Origin of the sequence: Mesorhizobium sp. WSM3866 (genome assembly GCF_002294795.1) — a bacterium.
In the GTDB taxonomy this organism is placed as follows: Bacteria; Pseudomonadota; Alphaproteobacteria; order Rhizobiales; family Rhizobiaceae; genus Mesorhizobium.
The window spans coordinates 91,348-109,760 of the sequence record NZ_NSGC01000014.1 but is presented as its reverse complement, the minus strand read 5'-3'; the positions used below and the strand labels follow the sequence as shown (position 1 = coordinate 109,760).

The 18,413-nt window shown below is 58.6% G+C and carries 13 protein-coding genes and 4 pseudogenes; 13 read left to right on the top strand and 4 right to left on the bottom strand.

Translation table 11 applies throughout. From position 1 onward, the window contains the following. Positions 1–15 precede the first annotated feature (15 nt). Positions 16–190, bottom strand: a pseudogene (nifH, locus tag CK222_RS26110) (nitrogenase reductase); the annotation flags it as partial. 433 nt (positions 191–623) lie between these two features. Here nifH and CK222_RS26100 point away from each other — a divergent pair. The 10 genes from CK222_RS26100 to CK222_RS26055 all read left to right on the top strand — a co-directional run bounded on the left by CK222_RS26100 (position 624) and on the right by CK222_RS26055 (position 12,895). Next, positions 624–1,217, top strand: coding sequence for a NodA family N-acyltransferase (locus CK222_RS26100; RefSeq protein ID WP_095802362.1), 594 nt, complete (start codon positions 624–626; stop codon positions 1,215–1,217). 127 nt (positions 1,218–1,344) lie between these two features. After that, positions 1,345–2,619: a chitooligosaccharide synthase NodC gene (gene nodC, locus CK222_RS26095; RefSeq protein ID WP_095802361.1), complete on the top strand. Its 1,275-nt coding sequence runs from the start codon at positions 1,345–1,347 to the stop codon at positions 2,617–2,619. Positions 2,620–2,662: 43 nt separating this feature from the next. After that, positions 2,663–3,685, top strand: coding sequence for a nodulation factor ABC transporter ATP-binding protein NodI (nodI, locus tag CK222_RS26090; RefSeq protein ID WP_095802360.1), 1,023 nt, complete (start codon positions 2,663–2,665; stop codon positions 3,683–3,685). A gap of 3 nt (positions 3,686–3,688) precedes the next feature. Then, positions 3,689–4,477: an ABC transporter permease gene (locus tag CK222_RS26085; protein WP_095802359.1), complete on the top strand. Its 789-nt coding sequence runs from the start codon at positions 3,689–3,691 to the stop codon at positions 4,475–4,477. Positions 4,478–4,768: 291 nt separating this feature from the next. After that, positions 4,769–6,784 (top strand): carbamoyltransferase, encoded by a 2,016-nt coding sequence (locus tag CK222_RS26080; RefSeq protein WP_095776600.1) that lies wholly within the window; start codon positions 4,769–4,771, stop codon positions 6,782–6,784. Between the two features lie 656 nt (positions 6,785–7,440). Continuing rightward, positions 7,441–8,910: a PLP-dependent aminotransferase family protein gene (locus CK222_RS26075; protein WP_095802379.1), complete on the top strand. Its 1,470-nt coding sequence runs from the start codon at positions 7,441–7,443 to the stop codon at positions 8,908–8,910. Positions 8,911–9,440: 530 nt separating this feature from the next. Next, the gene (locus CK222_RS32515) at positions 9,441–9,623 is read left to right on the top strand and encodes a hypothetical protein (RefSeq protein ID WP_170954330.1); all 183 of its coding nucleotides are present in this window, start codon (positions 9,441–9,443) and stop codon (positions 9,621–9,623) included. Between the two features lie 309 nt (positions 9,624–9,932). Further along, a complete protein-coding gene (nodB, locus tag CK222_RS26065) occupies positions 9,933–10,580 on the top strand; it encodes a chitooligosaccharide deacetylase NodB (protein ID WP_095802358.1) in 648 nt (215 codons plus the stop codon). A 595-nt stretch (positions 10,581–11,175) separates the two neighbouring features. After that, positions 11,176–11,826 carry a LysE family translocator gene (locus tag CK222_RS26060; protein ID WP_095802378.1) on the top strand — a complete coding sequence of 217 codons (651 nt, stop codon included), beginning with the start codon at positions 11,176–11,178 and terminating at the stop codon, positions 11,824–11,826. A 256-nt stretch (positions 11,827–12,082) separates the two neighbouring features. Next, positions 12,083–12,895: a TIM barrel protein gene (locus tag CK222_RS26055; protein ID WP_245322475.1), complete on the top strand. Its 813-nt coding sequence runs from the start codon at positions 12,083–12,085 to the stop codon at positions 12,893–12,895. Here the strand turns inward: CK222_RS26055 and CK222_RS26050 are convergent. After that, the gene (locus CK222_RS26050) at positions 12,872–13,849 is read right to left on the bottom strand and encodes a LysR family transcriptional regulator (RefSeq protein WP_095776596.1); all 978 of its coding nucleotides are present in this window, start codon (positions 13,847–13,849) and stop codon (positions 12,872–12,874) included. The genes CK222_RS26055 and CK222_RS26050 overlap by 24 nt on opposite strands. A gap of 571 nt (positions 13,850–14,420) precedes the next feature. Here CK222_RS26050 and nolL point away from each other — a divergent pair. Beyond that, positions 14,421–15,542 (top strand): nodulation factor fucose acetyltransferase NolL, encoded by a 1,122-nt coding sequence (gene nolL, locus CK222_RS26035; protein WP_095802357.1) that lies wholly within the window; start codon positions 14,421–14,423, stop codon positions 15,540–15,542. Positions 15,543–15,560: 18 nt separating this feature from the next. Here the strand turns inward: nolL and CK222_RS33065 are convergent. Then, a pseudogene (locus CK222_RS33065) lies at positions 15,561–15,670 on the bottom strand (acyltransferase); the annotation flags it as partial. 74 nt (positions 15,671–15,744) lie between these two features. On the opposite strand from CK222_RS33065, the gene CK222_RS26030 reads away from it, so the two are divergent. Both CK222_RS26030 and CK222_RS26025 read left to right on the top strand, forming a co-directional pair. Next, on the top strand, positions 15,745–16,650 hold the full coding sequence (locus tag CK222_RS26030) for a LysR family transcriptional regulator (RefSeq protein WP_095776592.1): 906 nt from the start codon (positions 15,745–15,747) through the stop codon (positions 16,648–16,650). A gap of 210 nt (positions 16,651–16,860) precedes the next feature. Beyond that, positions 16,861–17,556 (top strand): annotated as a pseudogene (locus CK222_RS26025) (MFS transporter); the annotation flags it as partial. A gap of 108 nt (positions 17,557–17,664) precedes the next feature. On the opposite strand, the pseudogene CK222_RS33060 reads toward CK222_RS26025, so the two are convergent. After that, positions 17,665–17,906 (bottom strand): annotated as a pseudogene (locus CK222_RS33060) (MFS transporter); the annotation flags it as partial. Positions 17,907–18,413 lie beyond the last annotated feature (507 nt).

The following is an 18,413-nucleotide window of genomic DNA, read 5'->3' as shown; positions in this document are numbered from 1 at the left end:
GATACATCCACCTGTTTGCAATTCCCCTGCCTGCTTGGAGTCCGGCGCACGCTGGATCACTGACATCTTCCTGAGTTCGGACGATGTTGTCGCGAGGCAGGAAGGGGATGAGCTTGGAATTGAGCCTGGATGCCAGTGTGTAGGCGAGGTTGAGCTCGCGGTCGGTTTGACGCTCATTGCAGATCAGTCCGCTCGATGCACGACATGCGGCTCGACTCCAGCAGCGTCTCACCAAGAGAGCCGACGCGCTGGCGGCACGTTGATGGCCGGCTGTGACGACGGCTTCGACATCATTGACGTTGGCGGGTCGGGCCCTTCCTCCACTTGATCGCTGCTTCGGCACGAGGCACAGACACGCCGGCGGCCGCTCTTGAGGCAGGTTGTGTCACCGACAGCCGCCATCGCTGCCGTCGCATTATCGGGCCGATCGAGGACGACCAGAAGGTTCAGATCAGGGCTTTGAAACGCATGGTGTTAACATCCACAGTGTGGATGCTCGCCATCTAAACAATCAATTTTACCAATCCGAGCGGGTCATTCATAGACCGCCGCACATGACGTACACCGCCGTTGCACCACCGCGTGAGGTACACAAAAGAACCCGAAAAAAAGGAAGTCTTCGCATGCGCTCTGACGTGCAGTGGAGGTTGTGCTGGGAAAATGAGTTGCGGCTTACCGATCATCTCGAACTCTCTGAGTTCTTCCGGAAGATCTATGAGCCTGTCGGAGCCTTTAGTGCAAAGGCATTCGCGGGCGGGCGAAGTTGGGCCGGTGCAAGGCCGGAGGTCCGCGCAATCGGCTATGATGTGCACGGGATAGCGGCTCACTTGGGCGTGCTGCGCCGATACATCAAAGTTGGCGACGCTGATCTCCTTGTCGCTGAACTCGGTCTATACGGGGTGCGTCCGGATCTTGAGGGGCTAGGAATCGCCCATTCGATCAGCGCGATGTATCCAGTGCTGCAGCAGCTTGGCGTTCCATTCGCTTTCGGCACGGTTCGGCACGCGCTCCGGCACCATCTTGGCAGGTTCTGCCGCAAAGGCTTGGCGAGCATTTTGTCGGGCGTTCGCGTGCGTTCAACCCGCCCGGACGTGTACCCAGATCTGCCTCCCACGCGAATCGACGACGACGTGCTCGTCATGGTGCTCCCAATCGGACGCTCAATGAGCGAGTGGCCGGCCGGCACTTTGATCGATCGGAACGGTCCAGAGCTATGAAGAACACCCGCAATGATATCAGTCACCGCGACCCGCCCCTCATCGCATTGACCGATCTGAACCCAGCATTGACCGCGGATTTGTTGTCCGCTCGCTTCCTCAAATGTACTGAAAAATCTGACATCTCATGAACCTCTTTGTCCCGGCCAGTATTGTCGCCGTCTGCTCTTATGCGCTGCTGTCGACCGTCTATAAGACCGCGCAGGTGCTTTATACCCTGCCTGCAGACGTACCGCCGTCCTCGGGCGAACCGGCCGGCTGTGAGCCTTGGCCGAGCGTCGATGTCATTATCCCGTGCTACAACGAGGCACCTCGCACCCTCTCGGACTGCCTGGCTTCCATTGCAAGTCAGGACTATGCCGGAGAACTGCAAGTCTATGTTGTTGATGATGGTTCTGGAAACCGCGATGCCCTCGTAGGTGTGCACGAGGAATACGCGCGCGACCCGAGGTTCAATTTCATTGCGCTCCCAAAGAATGTCGGAAAGCGCAAGGCACAGATTGCGGCGGTTCGCCGCTCGTGCGGAGATTTGGTGCTCAATGTAGATTCGGACACGGTACTCGCACCGGACGTCATCACAAGGCTTGCGCTAAAGATGCAAGATCAAGCGATCGGCGCCGCCATGGGCCAGTTGGCGGCTAGCAATCGCAATGAAACTTGGCTGACGCGGTTAATTGACATGGAATACTGGCTCGCCTGCAACGAAGAGCGGGCAGCGCAGGCTCGGTTCGGTGCCGTCATGTGTTGCTGCGGTCCGTGTGCCATGTACCGGCGAACCGCGCTTGTTTCGCTGCTTGATCAGTACGAGACGCAGCGCTTTCGAGGGAAACCGAGCGACTTCGGTGAGGACCGCCACCTTACGATCCTGATGCTGAAGGCAGGCTTTCGAACAGAATATGTCCCGGAGGCCGTCGCGGCAACAGTCGTTCCCAACAGCATGGGGCCTTATCTGCGCCAACAACTTCGCTGGGCTCGGAGCACGTTCCGTGACACGTTGCTGGGGCTCCAACTGCTGCGCGGCCTTAATATCTATCTCACATTGGATGTGATTGGGCAGAACCTTGGCCCATTATTGCTGTCATTGTCGCTCCTGGCGGGGCTCGCGCAATTCCTAACGACGGGTACCGTGCCTTGGACGGCGTGCCTGACGATTGCGGTCATGACTATAATTCGCTGCAGCGTGGCAGCGTTTCGTGCGCGCCAACTTCGATTTCTCGGATTCTCGCTCCACACACTCATCAACATTTTTCTCTTGCTCCCATTGAAAGCATACGCGCTGTGTACATTGAGCAATAGCGATTGGTTGTCGCGAGGCTCTGCGGCCAATGTGCCAAACATCGGCGGCGCCGTTCCAAAGCACAACTTGGTGGGATCTGACGCAACTTACAGCGAACAGCAATAGGCACGTAGGTGGAAGAGCTTTGAGCCAGGACCAGGAACATCAAGTGTTGAGTCGGAAGTTGGGCCCAGAGGATTTGCGGCGGCTCGAGACTGGTCCGATCGAACGGAAGTCTCACGGGCAAACAAGCGCGAAAAGCTCCCTGCCTGGCCCTCTGTCGACCGTGGCTGTCGATTTTGCCGGCGTAACCAAGTCGTATGGGAACAAGGCCGTTGTCGACGAACTGTCGTTCAGCGTTGCGTCGGGCGAGTGTTTCGGCCTCCTCGGACCAAACGGCGCGGGCAAAAGCACGATTGCGCGTATGCTCCTTGGCATGACATGCCCTGACGCGGGCACGATCACAGTGCTCGGCGTCCCGGTGCCGGCGCGAGCTCGGCTGGCACGCAGGGGCATTGGCGTGGTCCCGCAATTCGACAATCTTGACCAGGAATTCACCGTACGCGAGAACCTGCTGGTGTTCGGCCGCTACTTCGGCATGAGCACACGCCAGAGCGAAGCAGTCATCCCGTCCCTTCTCGAATTCGCTCGCCTCGAGCGAAAGGCGGATGCGCGTGTCTCGGAACTGTCCGGCGGGATGAAGCGATGCCTGACGATGGCGCGGGCGTTGATCAACGACCCCCAGCTCATTGTGATGGACGAGCCGACAACCGGCCTCGATCCGCACGCGCGCCACCTGATTTGGGAGCGGCTGCGCGCCCTGTTGGCATGCGGCAAGACGATTATCCTGACGACGCATTTCATGGAAGAGGCTGAGAGATTATGCGATCGGCTGTGCGTGCTCGAAAGAGGTCGCAACATCGCCGAAGGCCGCCCGCAGGCGCTTATCGACGAGCATATAGGATGCCAGGTCATGGAGATCTACGGCGGCGATCCGCACGAGTTGCATTCGCTGGTCAAGCCACATTCTCAGCGCATCGAGATCAGCGGCGAAACCCTTTATTGCTATGGGCCAGACCCTGACCAGGTGCGCACGCAACTGCAGGAGCGTGCAGGTCTGCGTCTTCTTCTGCGCCCAGCCAATCTCGAGGATGTTTTCTTGCGGCTGACCGGGCGCGAGATGGAGGAGTGAACGATGATTGAAGGTTTTGCCGCGGCGCTGCCGGCCAATGCGTGGAACTGGGTTGCGGTGTGGCGCCGCAACTATCTGGCATGGAAGAAAGTCGCACTCGTGTCGATTCTCGGTAACCTCGCCGATCCGATGATCTATCTTTTCGGACTCGGCACCGGACTCGGCATAATGGTCGGCCACGTTGACGGTGCGTCGTATATCGCCTTTTTGGCGGCCGGTATGGTCGCGGTAAGTGCGATGACCGCCTCTACCCTCGAAACATTGTACGCGGCTTTCGCTCGCATGCATTCTCAACGCACATGGGAAGCCATGCTGTACACGCACGTTACCCTCGGCGACATCGTTTTGGGTGAACTGGCCTGGGCAGCCACCAAGGCCTTCCTGGCCGGTACGGCAATTACGATTGTCACCGTAACGTTGGGCTATGCAGCCTGGCCGTCCGTCCTCTATGCGCTGCCAATCATTGCTCTGACGGGCTGCGTATTTGCGAGCCTCGCGATGATCGTCACCGCACTTTCGCCCAGCTACGATTACTTCGTATTTTACCAGACGCTTGTGCTTACACCTATGCTGTTCCTGTCGGGCGCCGTTTTCCCATTGAATCAGCTGCCTGACGCCTTTCAGAAGATAGCGCGATGCATGCCGCTGTCACATTCGATCGACCTCATTCGACCTGTTATGCTTGATCGCCCGATCGCCGGCATCGCCCTGCACATCGGTGTGCTCGGCCTGTACGCACTGTTGCCATTCTTTCTCTCGATGGCGCTGTTGCGCCGCCGACTGATGCGCTGACGCGAAAGAGAGAAGGAGATAAATCATGCCTATGAGCGCAAATAAAAACGACATCGCCAGCATGTGCCGCGAAGGGTTTGGCTGGCGTCAATACAATCTCACAACGCTATGGGACCGGCGTCTCGAGCACAGAATCTTATGTTGATCCCGGCGGACCCAAGAGGATTTCTTTGAGGTCAGTGATGTCTGACTGGCGTTCGCCGGGACGAATGACAACGCAGCCGGTCTTTCTGATCGAACGGCCTCGAGACAGGCCAATTTAGTATTCTTGTACGACAAACGGAGAGCCAGATGCTGTGTCTAGGATTGAACGGCGGATTGGACAAAGTCCATGAAAACAGGTTTCAGATTCCAAACACATTCATGCACGATGGCGCTGCGGTGCTCGTCCGGGACGGACAGGTCATTGCGGCAGTAGAAGAAGAGCGCCTCAATCGGATCAAACATTCCAACAAGCTCCCAATTAGCGCGGCTCAATACTGTCTTTCAGCAGCCGGGGTTCAGCTCAGCGAAATCGATCGTGTGGCGTTCTACGCTACCGAAGCCTACTCGAATGCCATGCTAGAAAACATGCTTGTTTCCCAGCCGGATGCCTCCATTCCGTTGGATGCTAAACTGTTGGTGCAGAAGCTGTTGGCGCAGGAATTCGGTACCGAACTCGACGCTTCGCGTATCTCATTCGTAAGTCATCATCAGGCGCACGCCGTGAGTGCTTTTGCAATGTCGGGCTTCGAGCAAAGTCTGATTTTTGCGGTCGATGGCTCTGGTGATTTCCTGTCGGGCCTAATGGCGATAGGATCCGGTACTGAAATTACGCAACTCGCGACTTTCCCGGAGAACAATTCCCTTGGGCAATTTTATCTCGAGACGATCCGGTATCTCGGCTACGGCTTGTTCGATGAATACAAGGTAATGGGGCTAGCCCCCTACGGCGATCCCGTTCCCTATCGCGAGCTTTTCGAGCAGTTCTATGAACTCTCAGCAAACGGCGAGTATCGCGTCCACCTGGACCGCATCGGTCCGACTTTGCTCCGCAGCATTCAGGTTCGGCAAAAGGGAATGCCATTCACCCAGCAGCACAAGGATGTGAGTGCGTCGTTACAGGAAGCGCTCGAACGCATCGTGTTTCACATTCTTCGGCATTATCGCGAGGCCACCGGGATGACGCGGTTATGCCTGGCCGGCGGAGTTGCGCACAATTGCTCCATGAACGGCAAGCTCCTCTATTCAGGACTTTTCGAAGACATCTTCGTGCAGCCCGCATCGCATGACGCTGGGTGCGCATTAGGCGCTGCACTAATCGCGTCTAATGAGCTGGGCCGCCCCGCGCCGCGTGCGCGATTGCAGGAGGTTTATTGGGGGCCGGATCTTGCGAGTGATCACGCTGTCGAAGAGGAACTAAAGGCATGGGCGGGGCACCTGGAGTTTGAACGCACCGAGGAAGTGGCGGATAGGGCAGCCGAGTGGATGGCCGGTGGGGCCGTGATCGGCTGGGTGCAAGGTCGTTCGGAGTTCGGGCCGCGCGCGCTCGGAAATCGCAGCATTCTTGCCGATCCCAGGCCCGCCACAAACAAGGACCGGATCAACGCTATGGTCAAGAAGCGGGAAGGGTATCGCCCGTTCGCCCCATCTGTGCTGGAGGAGGATGCGCGCGAATTCTTTGACCTTCCGGGGAGTGCGGGCGAATTTCCGTTCATGAACTTCGTAGTTCGTGTGCACGATTCCAAACGTGGTTTGCTCGGCGCCATCACGCACGTCGACGGTACGGCTCGGCTGCAAACAGTATCGCGCAAGGCCAGTCCTGCCTACTGGAACGTTATCAATGCCTTCAAGCAGCGCACTGGCATTCCAATGCTGCTCAATACGTCCTTTAACAACAATGCCGAGCCGATCGTAGATTCAGTTGCAGACTCGATTGCCACGTTCTTGACGACAGAGCTGGATGGACTTGTGGTCGGGCCGTACCTCGTCAAAAAACGGGCCGCAACGCTGCAGGACTGGACTGCGCTCGCGGTTTCATTGCCGCCATATGTGTCCCTGCATAAAGTCCGCGCATACACGGCGCAGGATCGCCAAGAGACCGTCTGCGAAATCCGAACGGATAACCGTGACTGCGCGCGTATTTCACATGACTTGTTCGATCTGCTGACGCGGATCGAAGGCGAGGCCGTGCTCGCAGAGCTCCTCGACACAACCACGATGGATCAAGCCCAGCGCGAGGCTCTCACATCAGAGCTGAGACGATTGTGGGAGCAGCGCCACGTCCGGATGCACCCCTCACGAGCTGCTCGCGTCCACCAAAAATGATGCCAGAGCCTGGACGACCGATACCAGCTGCCGAAACACCGGTGCGTCCAAGCACCTTCATATGACAAGCCGCTTGGTGCGGGGGATCCGGAGCAATTGGCCGAACACCCGGATCCTGATCCATAGCCATTTATTGCAGTCCGCAGGTTTTTCGACTGGTGCCGGGCCAATATATCGACTTCAGCCTCGGCCTGGTGCTCACCATGAGCTTGCGCAAGGCATGGCGCGGATCTGGAGCCCCGCACAATGGCGCGCTTCGAAGCGTCCCGGCGAAGGGCGAGTCCGAAGGTCAAATTCGTTTACGGAGCCGGCAGTTGGAGCCGCGTCGAACGCGTCATCGCCTCGTGTCGAGGGCAGCGAATGAAAGCGTGGCCAAGGCGAGCTGTTCTCAAGCTGCGCCACGCGTCGCTGAAGGATTTCCGCGAGGAACGTGGAATTGCTAGCGTGACGCGAACCTCAGTTGGCACGCCGATCTAAACCATGCGAGTTCGACTGGAGCGCCGCGGCCTATCGCGCGGGCAGCCGAGTTGGCCGTTCGCAGACGGTGCCAGTTTATCAGTCTTGGATCGGTGGGGCGGGCTCGGGCATCGACTTCGGACATGCTCTTGGCTTTCGGCAAGAGTAGCTGCAAACTGGTCCAGTTGGGAGGAAAAGAAATGGTCCAGTTTCCAGGTCCCGGCGGCTCAAACCGCTCGTACGGCATGGGTGCGCGCCAGATCTACGAATCGCTTCGCGAGCAGATCCTCAGAGGCGTCTACGACACCGGCAGCCAACTGCCCTCCTCACGTGGTCTCGCCGAGGAACTTGGAGTCTCGCGAACGACCGTCACCGCTGCCTACGAGCAGCTGGCGGCGGAAGGTTTCATCGACGTCCGTCAAGGCGCGCGCCATCGTGTCGCATCCTCGCTGATCGGACCTGAGCTAACCGCCAATCCTCCAAAACGGGCCGGCCCGGGTCACTTGTCGAACTATGGCGAACGGCTGCGTGGCACTCCGCGCTGGCCGGATCACCTGCCCAACAGGCTGAAGATCGATTTCCGATATGGCGACCTGGCGCCCTCAGATTTTCCGGCACCGGTTTGGAAGCGCGCGATGAACGCGGCTATGGCGCAGCGGCCTGCACGGCTCGCCTACGACCATCCGTGCGGTTCGCGCCGGCTGCGCCAGGCGCTTCAGGGCTATCTCTGGCGCGCCCGTACTGTGCGCTGCGACCCTGAGCAAATCGTCATTGTCAATGGGTCGCAGCAGGGGCTCGATCTCTGCGCGCGCCTGCTGCTCGACCCAGGGGACAGCTTCGTCATCGAGGACCCCTGCTACAGGATGGCACGCCAGGTCTTTGCCAGTACAGGTGCCACGCCGGTTCCGGTCGAGGTTGACGAGCATGGCATGCAGACGGAGCAACTGGCGGGGCTCGCGGCTCGGCTGGCCTATGCGACGCCATCGCATCAGTTTCCGCTCGGCGGTGTCATGCCGATCGCTCGGCGGCATCAGCTTCTGGAATGGGCGCGGGACGAGGGCGCCTACGTCATCGAGGACGACTACGACAGCGAATATCGCTACGATATCAGCCCCGTTCCCCCACTGCACAGCCTGGAGGATCATGGAGCCGTCATCTACCTAGGCACCATCTCCAAGACGCTCTCGCCGATGCTGCGCATCGGCTATCTCGTCGTCCCGGTGGAATTGCAGCAGGTTTTTGAAACCGCCAAGCAGTTTGCCGACCGGCATTCTCCGATGGCCGAGCAGGAGTCATTGGCCTCTCTGATCGAGAGCGGCAGCTATGAAAGCCATGTGCGCCGCGTGCGCCGCCTCAACGGCGAGCGCCGGGAGGTGTTGCTGACCACCATGAAACGGAGTTTTCAAGATAGGATCGCCGTCCAAGGGGCAGAGGCCGGACTGCACGTCGTCATATGGTTCAACGACCTGCCGCGGTCGCGCGAAACGGCGTTGGTCGAAGCCGCGCAATGCGCAGGTCTAGGTCTGCACCTCATTTCGCCGCTTTATCATGGGCAATCGGGAGCAGGCGAGGCCGATCGCGTCGGGCTTGTCATGGGCTATTCCGCCTTGAGCATCCGGCAGATCGAAAAAGGCGTCGAGATGCTGCGGGACGTCGTCGCTCAACTCTGAGACGCTGACAGTTTCCGCATGCGGAGTAGGACACGTTCGCGGGTGCTCATCGTAAACAGTTCATCGTTGAAAGCAGCCGGGCAACGGCCGCGCTCATGGCCGGCTGACTTGGGTTGATGCTGCTTGCCCCCCCGTGAGGTTGCACTTCGGTCGGTGCGTCGCACGACCAGGAGGTTCAGATCAAGGGCTTGATCTCATCTATTCACAAACTGGATGCTTGTCATCGAAGCAATCGATTTTGCGGATTGGACAGGACGTTGCATAGGAAGATGCAGCCCTAAAAGGATTGTCGATGTATACGTTGGCTCCGAGTAGCATTTCTGGTGTGTGCCTCCTGGGCTGCGCCGAACTTAGGCGAGCCGATCCGCTTTCCGATCAGGTTCGTCGGTGATCGGCGCAAGCTGCATCGGGTCGGCTCTTCGCCACAAGCTCCCTCAGGTGGCGTAGCGCCTACCTCAACATCAACAAGGTTGAGGTTTTCCCATGCGCTCCCAAGGACGGTGGAGGTTGTGCTTGGAAACAAGTTGCAAGTGGCCGATCATGTCGAACTCTCCGACTCTTCCGAAAAACCTATCGAGGGACTGATCCCTTTGATGGAAAGCTATTCGCAGCCGTTCGAAGTTGGGCTGGGGCTTCGGCCTAACGGCTACGACGCGCTGGTCGTCACGGCTTACTTGGGCCTGTTGCGCCGCCATCAGGATCGGCGAGGTTGATGTCGTGGCGGGAGAATTCGGGTTGCACGCGATGCGTCCGCATCTTGATCGGTTCGGAATCAGCAATTCATTTTGTATACCATATCCAGTGCTTTCTCACTTGGGGCACGCGCTGCGGAACCAATTTGAGGTCCTGCAGAAACAGGCGTGGCGGCTATCGCGTCTACTTTCGCGTACGATCCCACTCCGGAGTGCCGAACCTCGACCGGCCGTCTCGCGCGTTTGAGCACGTGCTCTCGTGGCTATGCCGATTGCGGGGCCGATGAGCAAATGGCCGGTACAACAATTGACCCGGAAGGATCCAGAGCTATGAAATATCATGATGAAAGATGGGAGGTGCAGAGTGAATGCGCTGATGGAAGTCGGAGCGTTTATCTGACGTTTGACGACGGTCCCGATCCATTTTTCACGCCACAGATACTCGATGTGCTGGCGCAAAATGGGGTGCCAGCGACTTTCTTCGCCATCGGTGCCTGTGCCGCAGAGCACCCGGATCTCATCCAGCGAATGATCGCAGAAGGGCACGAGGTAGGCAACCACACCATGTCTCATCCAGATCTGTCCAAATGCGACTTGGGTGAAGTGCAACGCGAGGTATTTGAGGCCAACCGTGCCATTATGGCAGCATGCCCGCAGGCCTCGATCCGCTACATTCGCGCGCCATACGGCGCCTGGAGCGAAGAAGTGTTCACTGCGTCAGAGATCGCCGGGCTGGCCGCCCTTCATTGGTCGATAGACCCAAAGGACTGGGCGCGGCCCGGCACCGACGCAATCGTCGATGCAGTGCTCGCTTCGGTCCGGCCTGGCGCAATCGTGCTCTTGCATGACGGTTGCCCTCCCGACGAGTCCAGCACTCAAGCCAGTCTGCGCGACCAGACCGTTATGGCGCTGTCCAATCTGATTCCGGCATTACATGCCCGCGGATATGAAATTCGCTCGCTACCAGAACATCACTGAAATGCCGGATTGGACCTGCTTCCCGCCAGAACCTTGTGATCTCGCGCATGAAGGCTTGCAGGCCGTTTACGCCCTGCGCACAAGCACTTCGTCGACCTCGGACGAACTGCGACCGTTCGCTTAAGCATGGAAGGTAGTTGTCACCTGCCGGACCCGCGCACGCTCTCGGCATTGCCTGGCCGACGCGCTCTCCTGGAGGTTGTTTTAACATGGCTCATTTTGCGTTAGCTCTATTCATTGGGCTTGCCAGAGGCCTATACCACATTCCTGCGTGATCGCGGGCCACAAGGTTTGGGAAACTAGCCGCCGTTGCCGTCGTTGCGGGATATGCACCACCGCTCGGCTGCGAAGGACGCAGGCTGTTGCCAGACTCGCCCACCCCGCCGCGGGATCTGTCCCTGATCGGATCGGCGCGATGCCGTCTTTCGTCAACTGGACCACGTCGATAGCTTCTGACTGGCCGTTTTCAGCAGGTCAGATTGCCAGTAGCTGACTGGTAACGCAAGGAGGGCCTTGCAGCGAGCGGGCGGGCATCTGACCGAGAGATCGCCGCGCTCATCCCAAATAATCGTGAACCTCGTTGGAATCGACCATGATGCCAGAACTGACCCCGTTCGCCCTGTATCTCGCCGCGGCCTTCATGCTCGCCATCACGCCAGGTCCGGGCATCTTCTACGTTGCCGCGCGCACGCTTGCCGGCGGTCGTGCGGAAGGTATCGCTTCCAGCTTCGGCACCGGGGTAGGGGGCATGATACATGTCCTCGCCGCAAGCTTAGGTGTCTCCGCGATCGTGCTCGGGAGCTCGGAACTGTTCTCTGCATTAAAGCTGTTCGGCGCGGTCTACCTCGTCTGGCTGGGCTTGCGCACCTTTCAAACCGCCCGCCGCAAGGAAGCGACTGGCGGCCATGACGGCGACCGGGTGAGTCCAGTCGGACCCCGGCGGGCATTTCGTGAAGGGGTGCTGGTCGAGGCTCTCAACCCGAAGACGGCAGCGTTTTTTTTAGCCTTCCTTCCGCAGTTCGTGAACCCGAGCGCAGGGTTCGTAGCTCTGCAATTCGTGGTGCTTGGCTCCTTGTCGATTGCACTCAACACGCTTGCCGACATCGTGGTTGCCTTCCTGGCCAGCGGCATTCAAGACGGCGCGGCAGCGCGTCCCGGGTTGATCCGCCGCCTAAGGGAAGCGTCGGGCGGCGCGATGATCGCGCTGGGCGTAGGCCTCGCTCTGGCCAAGAACCCGGCTGCCTGAATTGTGAATCCGATCGGTTGGCCGTCTCTGTGGGTTGGCGGGTTAGCTTGCGCAAGCAGATGGATGGCCCGAGCCAGCTTCGGTCATTGCACCTATTCAGGCAATTTCTCGGAAGGCGCGGCACCACAGTGAGAGAAGCGTGAGCTCGACCGACTCGCCTCCCGCATGAAGATCATTTCGGCCCTCGCATATCAACGGACGGTAGAAGACAAGTCAGCCGAGAATGGCATCCGTTTCCTGGAAGGAAAACCAACCCATGCGCCAAGCATCGCCCCGCTTTGCACTCGATCATATGGCGACACCCGGACTTGACGTCGGGGCACTTTTCGCTTTTGCCCGCGACCAGGGGCTGACCGAGGTCCAGATCCGCGGCCAGCCGCGCAGCAATGCGGTTGCACTCGGCATCCCGGCAGCGGACGTCCGGTCTGCCGCCGCCGAAGCAGGCGTTGGGATTCTTTCCGTCAATGCCTTGCAGCGCTTCAATGAGTGGACACCCGCCCGCAAGGCCGAGGCGAGCAAACTCGCCGATTACGCGGCCGCCTGCGGAGCCAAGATGCTCATGCTGGTCCCGGTCAACGACGGTTGCTGGCCCGCCAATGGCGAGCGGCGGGGCGATCTCCACGCCGCCTTGAAGGCGCTCAAGCCGATCCTCCAGTCGCGCGGTCTGATCGGTCTCGTCGAGCCGCTGGGCTTCCAAACCTGCTCGCTTCGATCGAAGAACGAAGCGGCTAAGGCCATCGCCGCTGTTGATGGCCAATCGGTATTCCGACTCGTGCACGACACGTTCCATCACACGCTCGCCGGGGAGACGTTCTTCTCCTGCGAGCTGACCGGTCTAGTGCACATTTCAAGAGTGAACGATCCAATCCACTGGATTTACCCGGATCGCGTCCTGGCAGGTTCCGACAATGGCAGCCAGATCCGGGCGCTGCTTGATGGCGGTTATGGGGGCCCCTTCTCATTCGCACCGTTTGTCGATGCAGCCCACCCGCTCGACGACTTCGCAGGCGCACTTGCCGCAAGCATCGATCTAGTCCGACACGGGCTATTGACCCGACTGGCGGCCTGAGACGCGGGTGTGGGGGTGCCTGCGGCGCCCTTTGGCGTCCGGCGGAGAAGTCATTCGGGACGCCTCCTGTAACAACACCTCTCGCATCCAGATGCTTGCCGGATCGCTGTTGTGAAGGGCGGGCCACTGGACGGCCTCGGTGAATGCGGGAAGCGGCAGCGGAAGTTCGACGATCCGCAGGGGCAAGGTTTTTTCGAAATATTTAACCAGCCGGAAGGGCATGCTGGCGATACGAGCTGTGCCTGAGACCATCGGCGGGATCATGCTAAAAGCCTGTACGACGATCTCGATACGTCTCTTGAGACCATGCTCAAGCAAAAACCGTTCCTCCATGGATGGCGTCAGCGCATGGCCGAACTTGACCGCAACGTGCCTCATAGACATGTAGCTCTCGAAGGTAAGCTGCCCTGGCAGCTGCTTGTTCGTGGGGCAGCCGACGCACACGAGTGTCTCGTCGAACAGCGCCGCTCTTGGATGCGCGCTCGACATGAACAATTCGGGACAAATCAGGAAATCGACGTCGCCGCGCCGGAGAAGCTCATCCGGATCGTCGTCGAGCGGCAGCAATTCGAAGCTGACGCCGGGTGCTTCGCGTGCAACACGCTCCACGACCTTTTCAAAAAACACGAGTGTGACGAAATCGGAAAGAATGATCCTGAAACGGCGATCGGATTGAGCCGGGTTAAACGGATCCCAAGAAATAATCGAGGATTGGATTGTCAGGAGTGCGCCGCGAACTGCGGGAGCGAGTGTCTCCGCACGCTGCGTTAGAACACGTTCGCGTCCGCTCATCGTAAACAGTTCATCGTTGAAATAATCCCGCAGCCGGCCGACGGCCGCGCTCATGGCCGGCTGACTCAGGTTGATGCTGTCTGCCGCCGCCGTGAGGTTGCGCTCGCTCAGCAGTGCGTCGAGCACGACGAGAAGGTTCAGATCAAGGCCCTTGAAGCGCATGGCTTTCACTTATCCATAGCGTGGATGCTCACGATCTAAACAATCGATTTTACCAAACTTCCATGGCGCTGCATAGATGACCGCACCCGAGATGCACCCGATCACGCCACTGCACGGCGTAGCGGCTCACTTGGACCTGCTGCGCCGTTTCCTCACGGTCGGCGAGGTTGATTTCTTGGTAGGCGAACTCGGATTGTACAACGGTGCAAGTCGGATCTTGAGAGACTCGGAATGAGCCATTCTATCCGCGTCATGCGTGTCCCACCGCAGCAGCCTGACATTCCATTCGCTTTCGGCACGGTTCGGCACGCTCTGTGGAACCACCTTGAGAAGTTCTGCAGAGACCGCCTGACGGCAATAGTGCCGTGCGTTCGCGTCGCCGCACATGATCGCGACCGCCGCCGCGATCGAGGTAGCGATCAGGCGCTGAGATTTTGTCCGCTCGCTTGCAGCCGATCGCCCCACAATACCATGCCCGATCCCCGTCAGTTTCGATCCTTTGCGCCGCAACTGGCCCGCTCGCCGTGCCCGCAGACGGCACGTAGCAATGCGATAGATAGGCTGGAGTCTGATGCTTGATCACATAACAATCGGAGCGAAAGCACGCGACTCGCGCCCAGCCGGAACAAACAACCGAGATCCAAGCTTTGATTTCGCCAAAGGTATACTCATTACTTTAGTGATAATTGGGCACTTATTACAATATTGCATTTATCGAGGCACTGACGCCTTCTGGCTGTCGCCGTATTTCAAGTCGATATACATATTTCATATGCCTCTCTTTATGGCCATAAGCGGCTATCTATCTTCTGCGGCAATTTTGCGAAAACCATTCATTCAGGGAGTCCGCAATCGAGCAACCCAGCTACTGCTGCCAATGCTTTTTTGGTGTGCGTTAATTTGGACGCTAAAGTCCACCGTGATGGTCCCGACGAAGAGTTTAACTGGTGGGTTGTTGGATCTTTTGAATGAGGTCATTGGAACATACTGGTTCATATGGGCGGCGTTTACGTCGTTCGTCCTGGTTAAGTTTTTTACAACTTTCAATCGTCTATCGATGTGGATCATAAGCGCATCTGCAATTGCGGTCGCAATCGCCCCCATCACATCATCGATAATCCCGTCGTTAAGATACACATACCCATTTTATTGTTTGGGTTTCTTTTTTGCCCAGTCGAAAGGGTGGCAAGAAAGTATTAGCTGGACCCACAAATCAATATTTTTGTTCCTACTTTCGATAGCAGCTTTCATATGCTTGCTATGGTGGGATAAGCAGACCTACGCCTTCAACAATCTCGTGTTAATCAATGATGAACGGTCAGCTAAACAAGTATTGCTAATGTTCGCCGGCTCTGCGGCGGCTTCTGCAGTGGCAATGCAGTTTATGTTGCAATGCTGGAGAATCGGGTATTCGACCAGAATAGCTCACTTTGTAGCGGTCGAGCTTGGTCAGAGCACTCTGCTGCTTTACCTGGTCCAGGGTGCCGTGTTTCGCCTCACGGATTTTATACAGTTTGGAGAAGTCTGGAATCTCACGACCAGAATCGTGTTCGCAAGTGTTCTTGGAGTGGCCATTGTCGTAACAGCGATGGCAATTCGCAAGTTTGTGGGAGACCTTGGATATGTGTCGCAGATCGTTGTCGGAGCGCCGCCACGCTCAAGCCTGCTCAAACCTCAATCTGTGATCAATTAGCCACGTGAAAAATTCAGTTCATAGCTCCGGACCTGTCCGATCAACAGTTGTACACGCCGGCCATTCGCTGATCGGCCGCGCAATCGGCATAACCCGAGCACTTCCTCCACACGCGTGGGCGGCAGGTCAAGACACAACACCTCTGAGTGGGACTTACGCAATGGTCGCGATGACAAGCAACCACGTTGCGGACGGATGAGGCATGCGCTTCAAAGGCCTTGATCTGAACCTTCTCGTCGTACTCGACGCACTGCTGACCGAGCGCAACCTCACGGCGGCGGCAAACAGCATCAACCTGAGCCAGCCTGCCATGAGCGCGGCCGTCGGCCGGCTGCGCCATTATTTCAATGATGAACTGTTTACGATGAGCGGACGCGAACGTGTTCTAACCCCGCGTGCGGAAACACTCGCTCCCGCAGTTCGCGGCGCACTCCTGCACATCCAGTGCTCGATTATTTCTTGGGAGCCGTTTAAGCCGGCTCAATCCGATCGCCGCTTCCGGATCATGGTTTCGGATTTCGTCACACTTGTGTTTTTTGAAAAGGTCGTGGAGCGTGTTGCACGCGTAGCACCCGCCATCAGCTTCGAATTGCTGCCGCTCGACGACGATCCGGACGATCTTCTCCGGCGCGGTGACGTTGATTTTCTGATCCTTCCCGAATTGTTCATGTCGAGCGCGCATCCAAGAGCGGCGCTATTCGACGAGACATTCGTGTGCGTCGGCTGCCCCACGAACAAGCAATTGCCAGGGCAGCTTACATTTGAGAGATACGTGACGATGAAGCACATTGCGTTCAGGCTTGGCCGCGCGCAGATGCCATCCATCGAGGAACGGTTTTTGCTTGAGAATGGCCTCAAGAGGCGTGTCGAGATCATCGTTCAGGCTTTTAGCATGATCCCGCCGATGGTCTCGGGCACATCTCGTATAGCGACCATGCCGCTCCGGCTGGTTCAGCATTTCAAAAACACCTTTCCCTTGCGGATCATCGAACTTCCGCGGCCACTACCCACGTTCACCGAGGCCGTCCAATGGCCCACCCTTCACAACAGCGATCCAGCAAGTACCTGGATGCGGCAGATAATGTTGCAGGAGGCGTCCCGCATGTGAAGTCGCGGGTGCTCCCTGGTCCAGGTCTGGATTTTACTCAGCGCCTCGTACGGGTGCAAACGGCGCGCAAAAAATTGGGCCTGGCTCTTCGATGATTTTGGCATGACGGTGTGGTGCTGGCTTCCCCACTGTCCCCGGGTGCTTCCCGGAGGTCACGCGGCGTGCGCATCGAAACTGGAGACCCGGTTCATGACGGAATCCGCGATATACATGGACGGAGTTCTGCATGACCCAGAACAGCCAAAATCAACGGTCGGGTCCCGCCCTGCGGTGCGGTCATCTCGCTTGCCTTAGGCACCTTCGGGCTTGTGGCGGCAGAGTTTCTGCCTGCCAGCGTGCTGACGCCGCTCGCGCATGATCTCGGTATCACCGAGGGTGCAGTTGGACAGGCGCTGACAGCGACTGCAATCGTCGGTGCCATCGCCGCGCCGACGATGGCCATCATCACAAATCGCCTTGACCGCAGGATCGTCATGTGGGCGATGACGCTGCTGCTGATCCTGTCGAACGTTCTATCGGCCGTCGCTGGGTCGCTGCCGGTTCTTGTGACCGCCCGCGTCGTGCTCGGAATAGCGATCGGAGGCTTCTGGTCGATTTCAGCAGCGCTGGCGATGCGGCTCGTTCCAAGTCACCTTCCTGCAGCGCGCCATGTCGATCATCCTCACCGGCGTTACCGTCGCTAAAGTCTGCGCGGCTCCTATCGGCGCCTATGTCGGCGACATCTGGGAATGGCGAACCGCCTTCATCATCGCTGCGGTCGTAGCCGCCATTACACTGATAGTGCAACTCGTGACCCTTCCGAGGCTGCCTCCGATGGGACCGGCCAGCTTTCGCCGTCTGCTGGACGTGGCCAGGAACCCGAGGATCAAAGTCGCGATTTTGGTCGTCCTGCTGGCGGCGTCCGGGGCCGATTGCGAAGCCTGCAACCGCCAAAGATCGTGCGCAGGATCGGACCGCGCGGCCGATCTGATTGCATCTATCCCCGCGCTTTCACTTACGGCCTCTTTCAACGGTCTAGGCATCGCGCTTGGGGCCGAGCAAGAACACCGTCAGGGCAGCGAGGAACGAGGCTACGGCGCTGTAGGCAAAAACACTGGCCACGCCGGCATTGTCCACGAGTAGTCCGCCGAAAACCGCGCCGGCTGCAGCGGCGCGCAGCACCATCCATGTCTGCATACCCACCGGCACCCCGCCGAAGGCAAAGCCCCATACGAAACCGCAATCACCGCGGCCCACGCCGATGCTCCCAGCGCGATGGCCACTTGGAACGTTGCGGCCATCAGTCCACCGGCGTTCTCGGCATGCTCGGGAGTTGGGACCTGCATCGACCGCGTTTTTTTAGTGGGTGATTGCGTGCGCAGGCCGGGGATCTGGGATGACGCGGCCATCGCACCTCTACCATTGCGCTGTTGCTGCTCCCCCGTCGAGGAAGGTCTTTGACGCCTCCCGCTCATCAGCACCGCGCCGGTCTGCACGTGGTAAGGATCGAGTTCGGCTGGGCGTCAGGATCGTTGCATGATCGAGATGCCTTGATTTGCTCGCGGGCGCGCCCATCCGAAAAACTTTTTTTGGGCCCGAAGGCGGACAAGAATGTTGCAAGCGCGACCAAAAGATCGCCTCGGCCGTCTGCCCGTACTGGGGCAATGGTCAAAGGCAAACGGCACGGCGATCGGCGCGCAACTTGCTCCGACAATTTTGTAGTGGGCGTCGTCAGCAGTGCTTCACGAGCTCAGCGGTGATTGACCAACGATTGGCGGCGTGGC

Excerpts from the sequence above, each read along its gene's own strand:
- CK222_RS26100 (WP_095802362.1), top strand. The coding sequence starts at position 624 with ATGCGCTCTGACGTGCAGTGGAGGTTGTGCTGGGAAAATGAGTTGCGG.
- nodC (WP_095802361.1), top strand. The coding sequence starts at position 1,345 with ATGAACCTCTTTGTCCCGGCCAGTATTGTCGCCGTCTGCTCTTATGCG.
- CK222_RS26085 (WP_095802359.1), top strand. The coding sequence starts at position 3,689 with ATGATTGAAGGTTTTGCCGCGGCGCTGCCGGCCAATGCGTGGAACTGG.
- CK222_RS26080 (WP_095776600.1), top strand. The coding sequence starts at position 4,769 with ATGCTGTGTCTAGGATTGAACGGCGGATTGGACAAAGTCCATGAAAAC.
- CK222_RS26075 (WP_095802379.1), top strand. The coding sequence starts at position 7,441 with ATGGTCCAGTTTCCAGGTCCCGGCGGCTCAAACCGCTCGTACGGCATG.
- nodB (WP_095802358.1), top strand. The coding sequence starts at position 9,933 with ATGAAATATCATGATGAAAGATGGGAGGTGCAGAGTGAATGCGCTGAT.
- CK222_RS26060 (WP_095802378.1), top strand. The coding sequence starts at position 11,176 with ATGCCAGAACTGACCCCGTTCGCCCTGTATCTCGCCGCGGCCTTCATG.
- CK222_RS26055 (WP_245322475.1), top strand. The coding sequence starts at position 12,083 with ATGCGCCAAGCATCGCCCCGCTTTGCACTCGATCATATGGCGACACCC.
- CK222_RS26050 (WP_095776596.1), bottom strand. The coding sequence starts at position 13,849 with ATGCGCTTCAAGGGCCTTGATCTGAACCTTCTCGTCGTGCTCGACGCA.
- nolL (WP_095802357.1), top strand. The coding sequence starts at position 14,421 with ATGCTTGATCACATAACAATCGGAGCGAAAGCACGCGACTCGCGCCCA.
- CK222_RS26030 (WP_095776592.1), top strand. The coding sequence starts at position 15,745 with ATGCGCTTCAAAGGCCTTGATCTGAACCTTCTCGTCGTACTCGACGCA.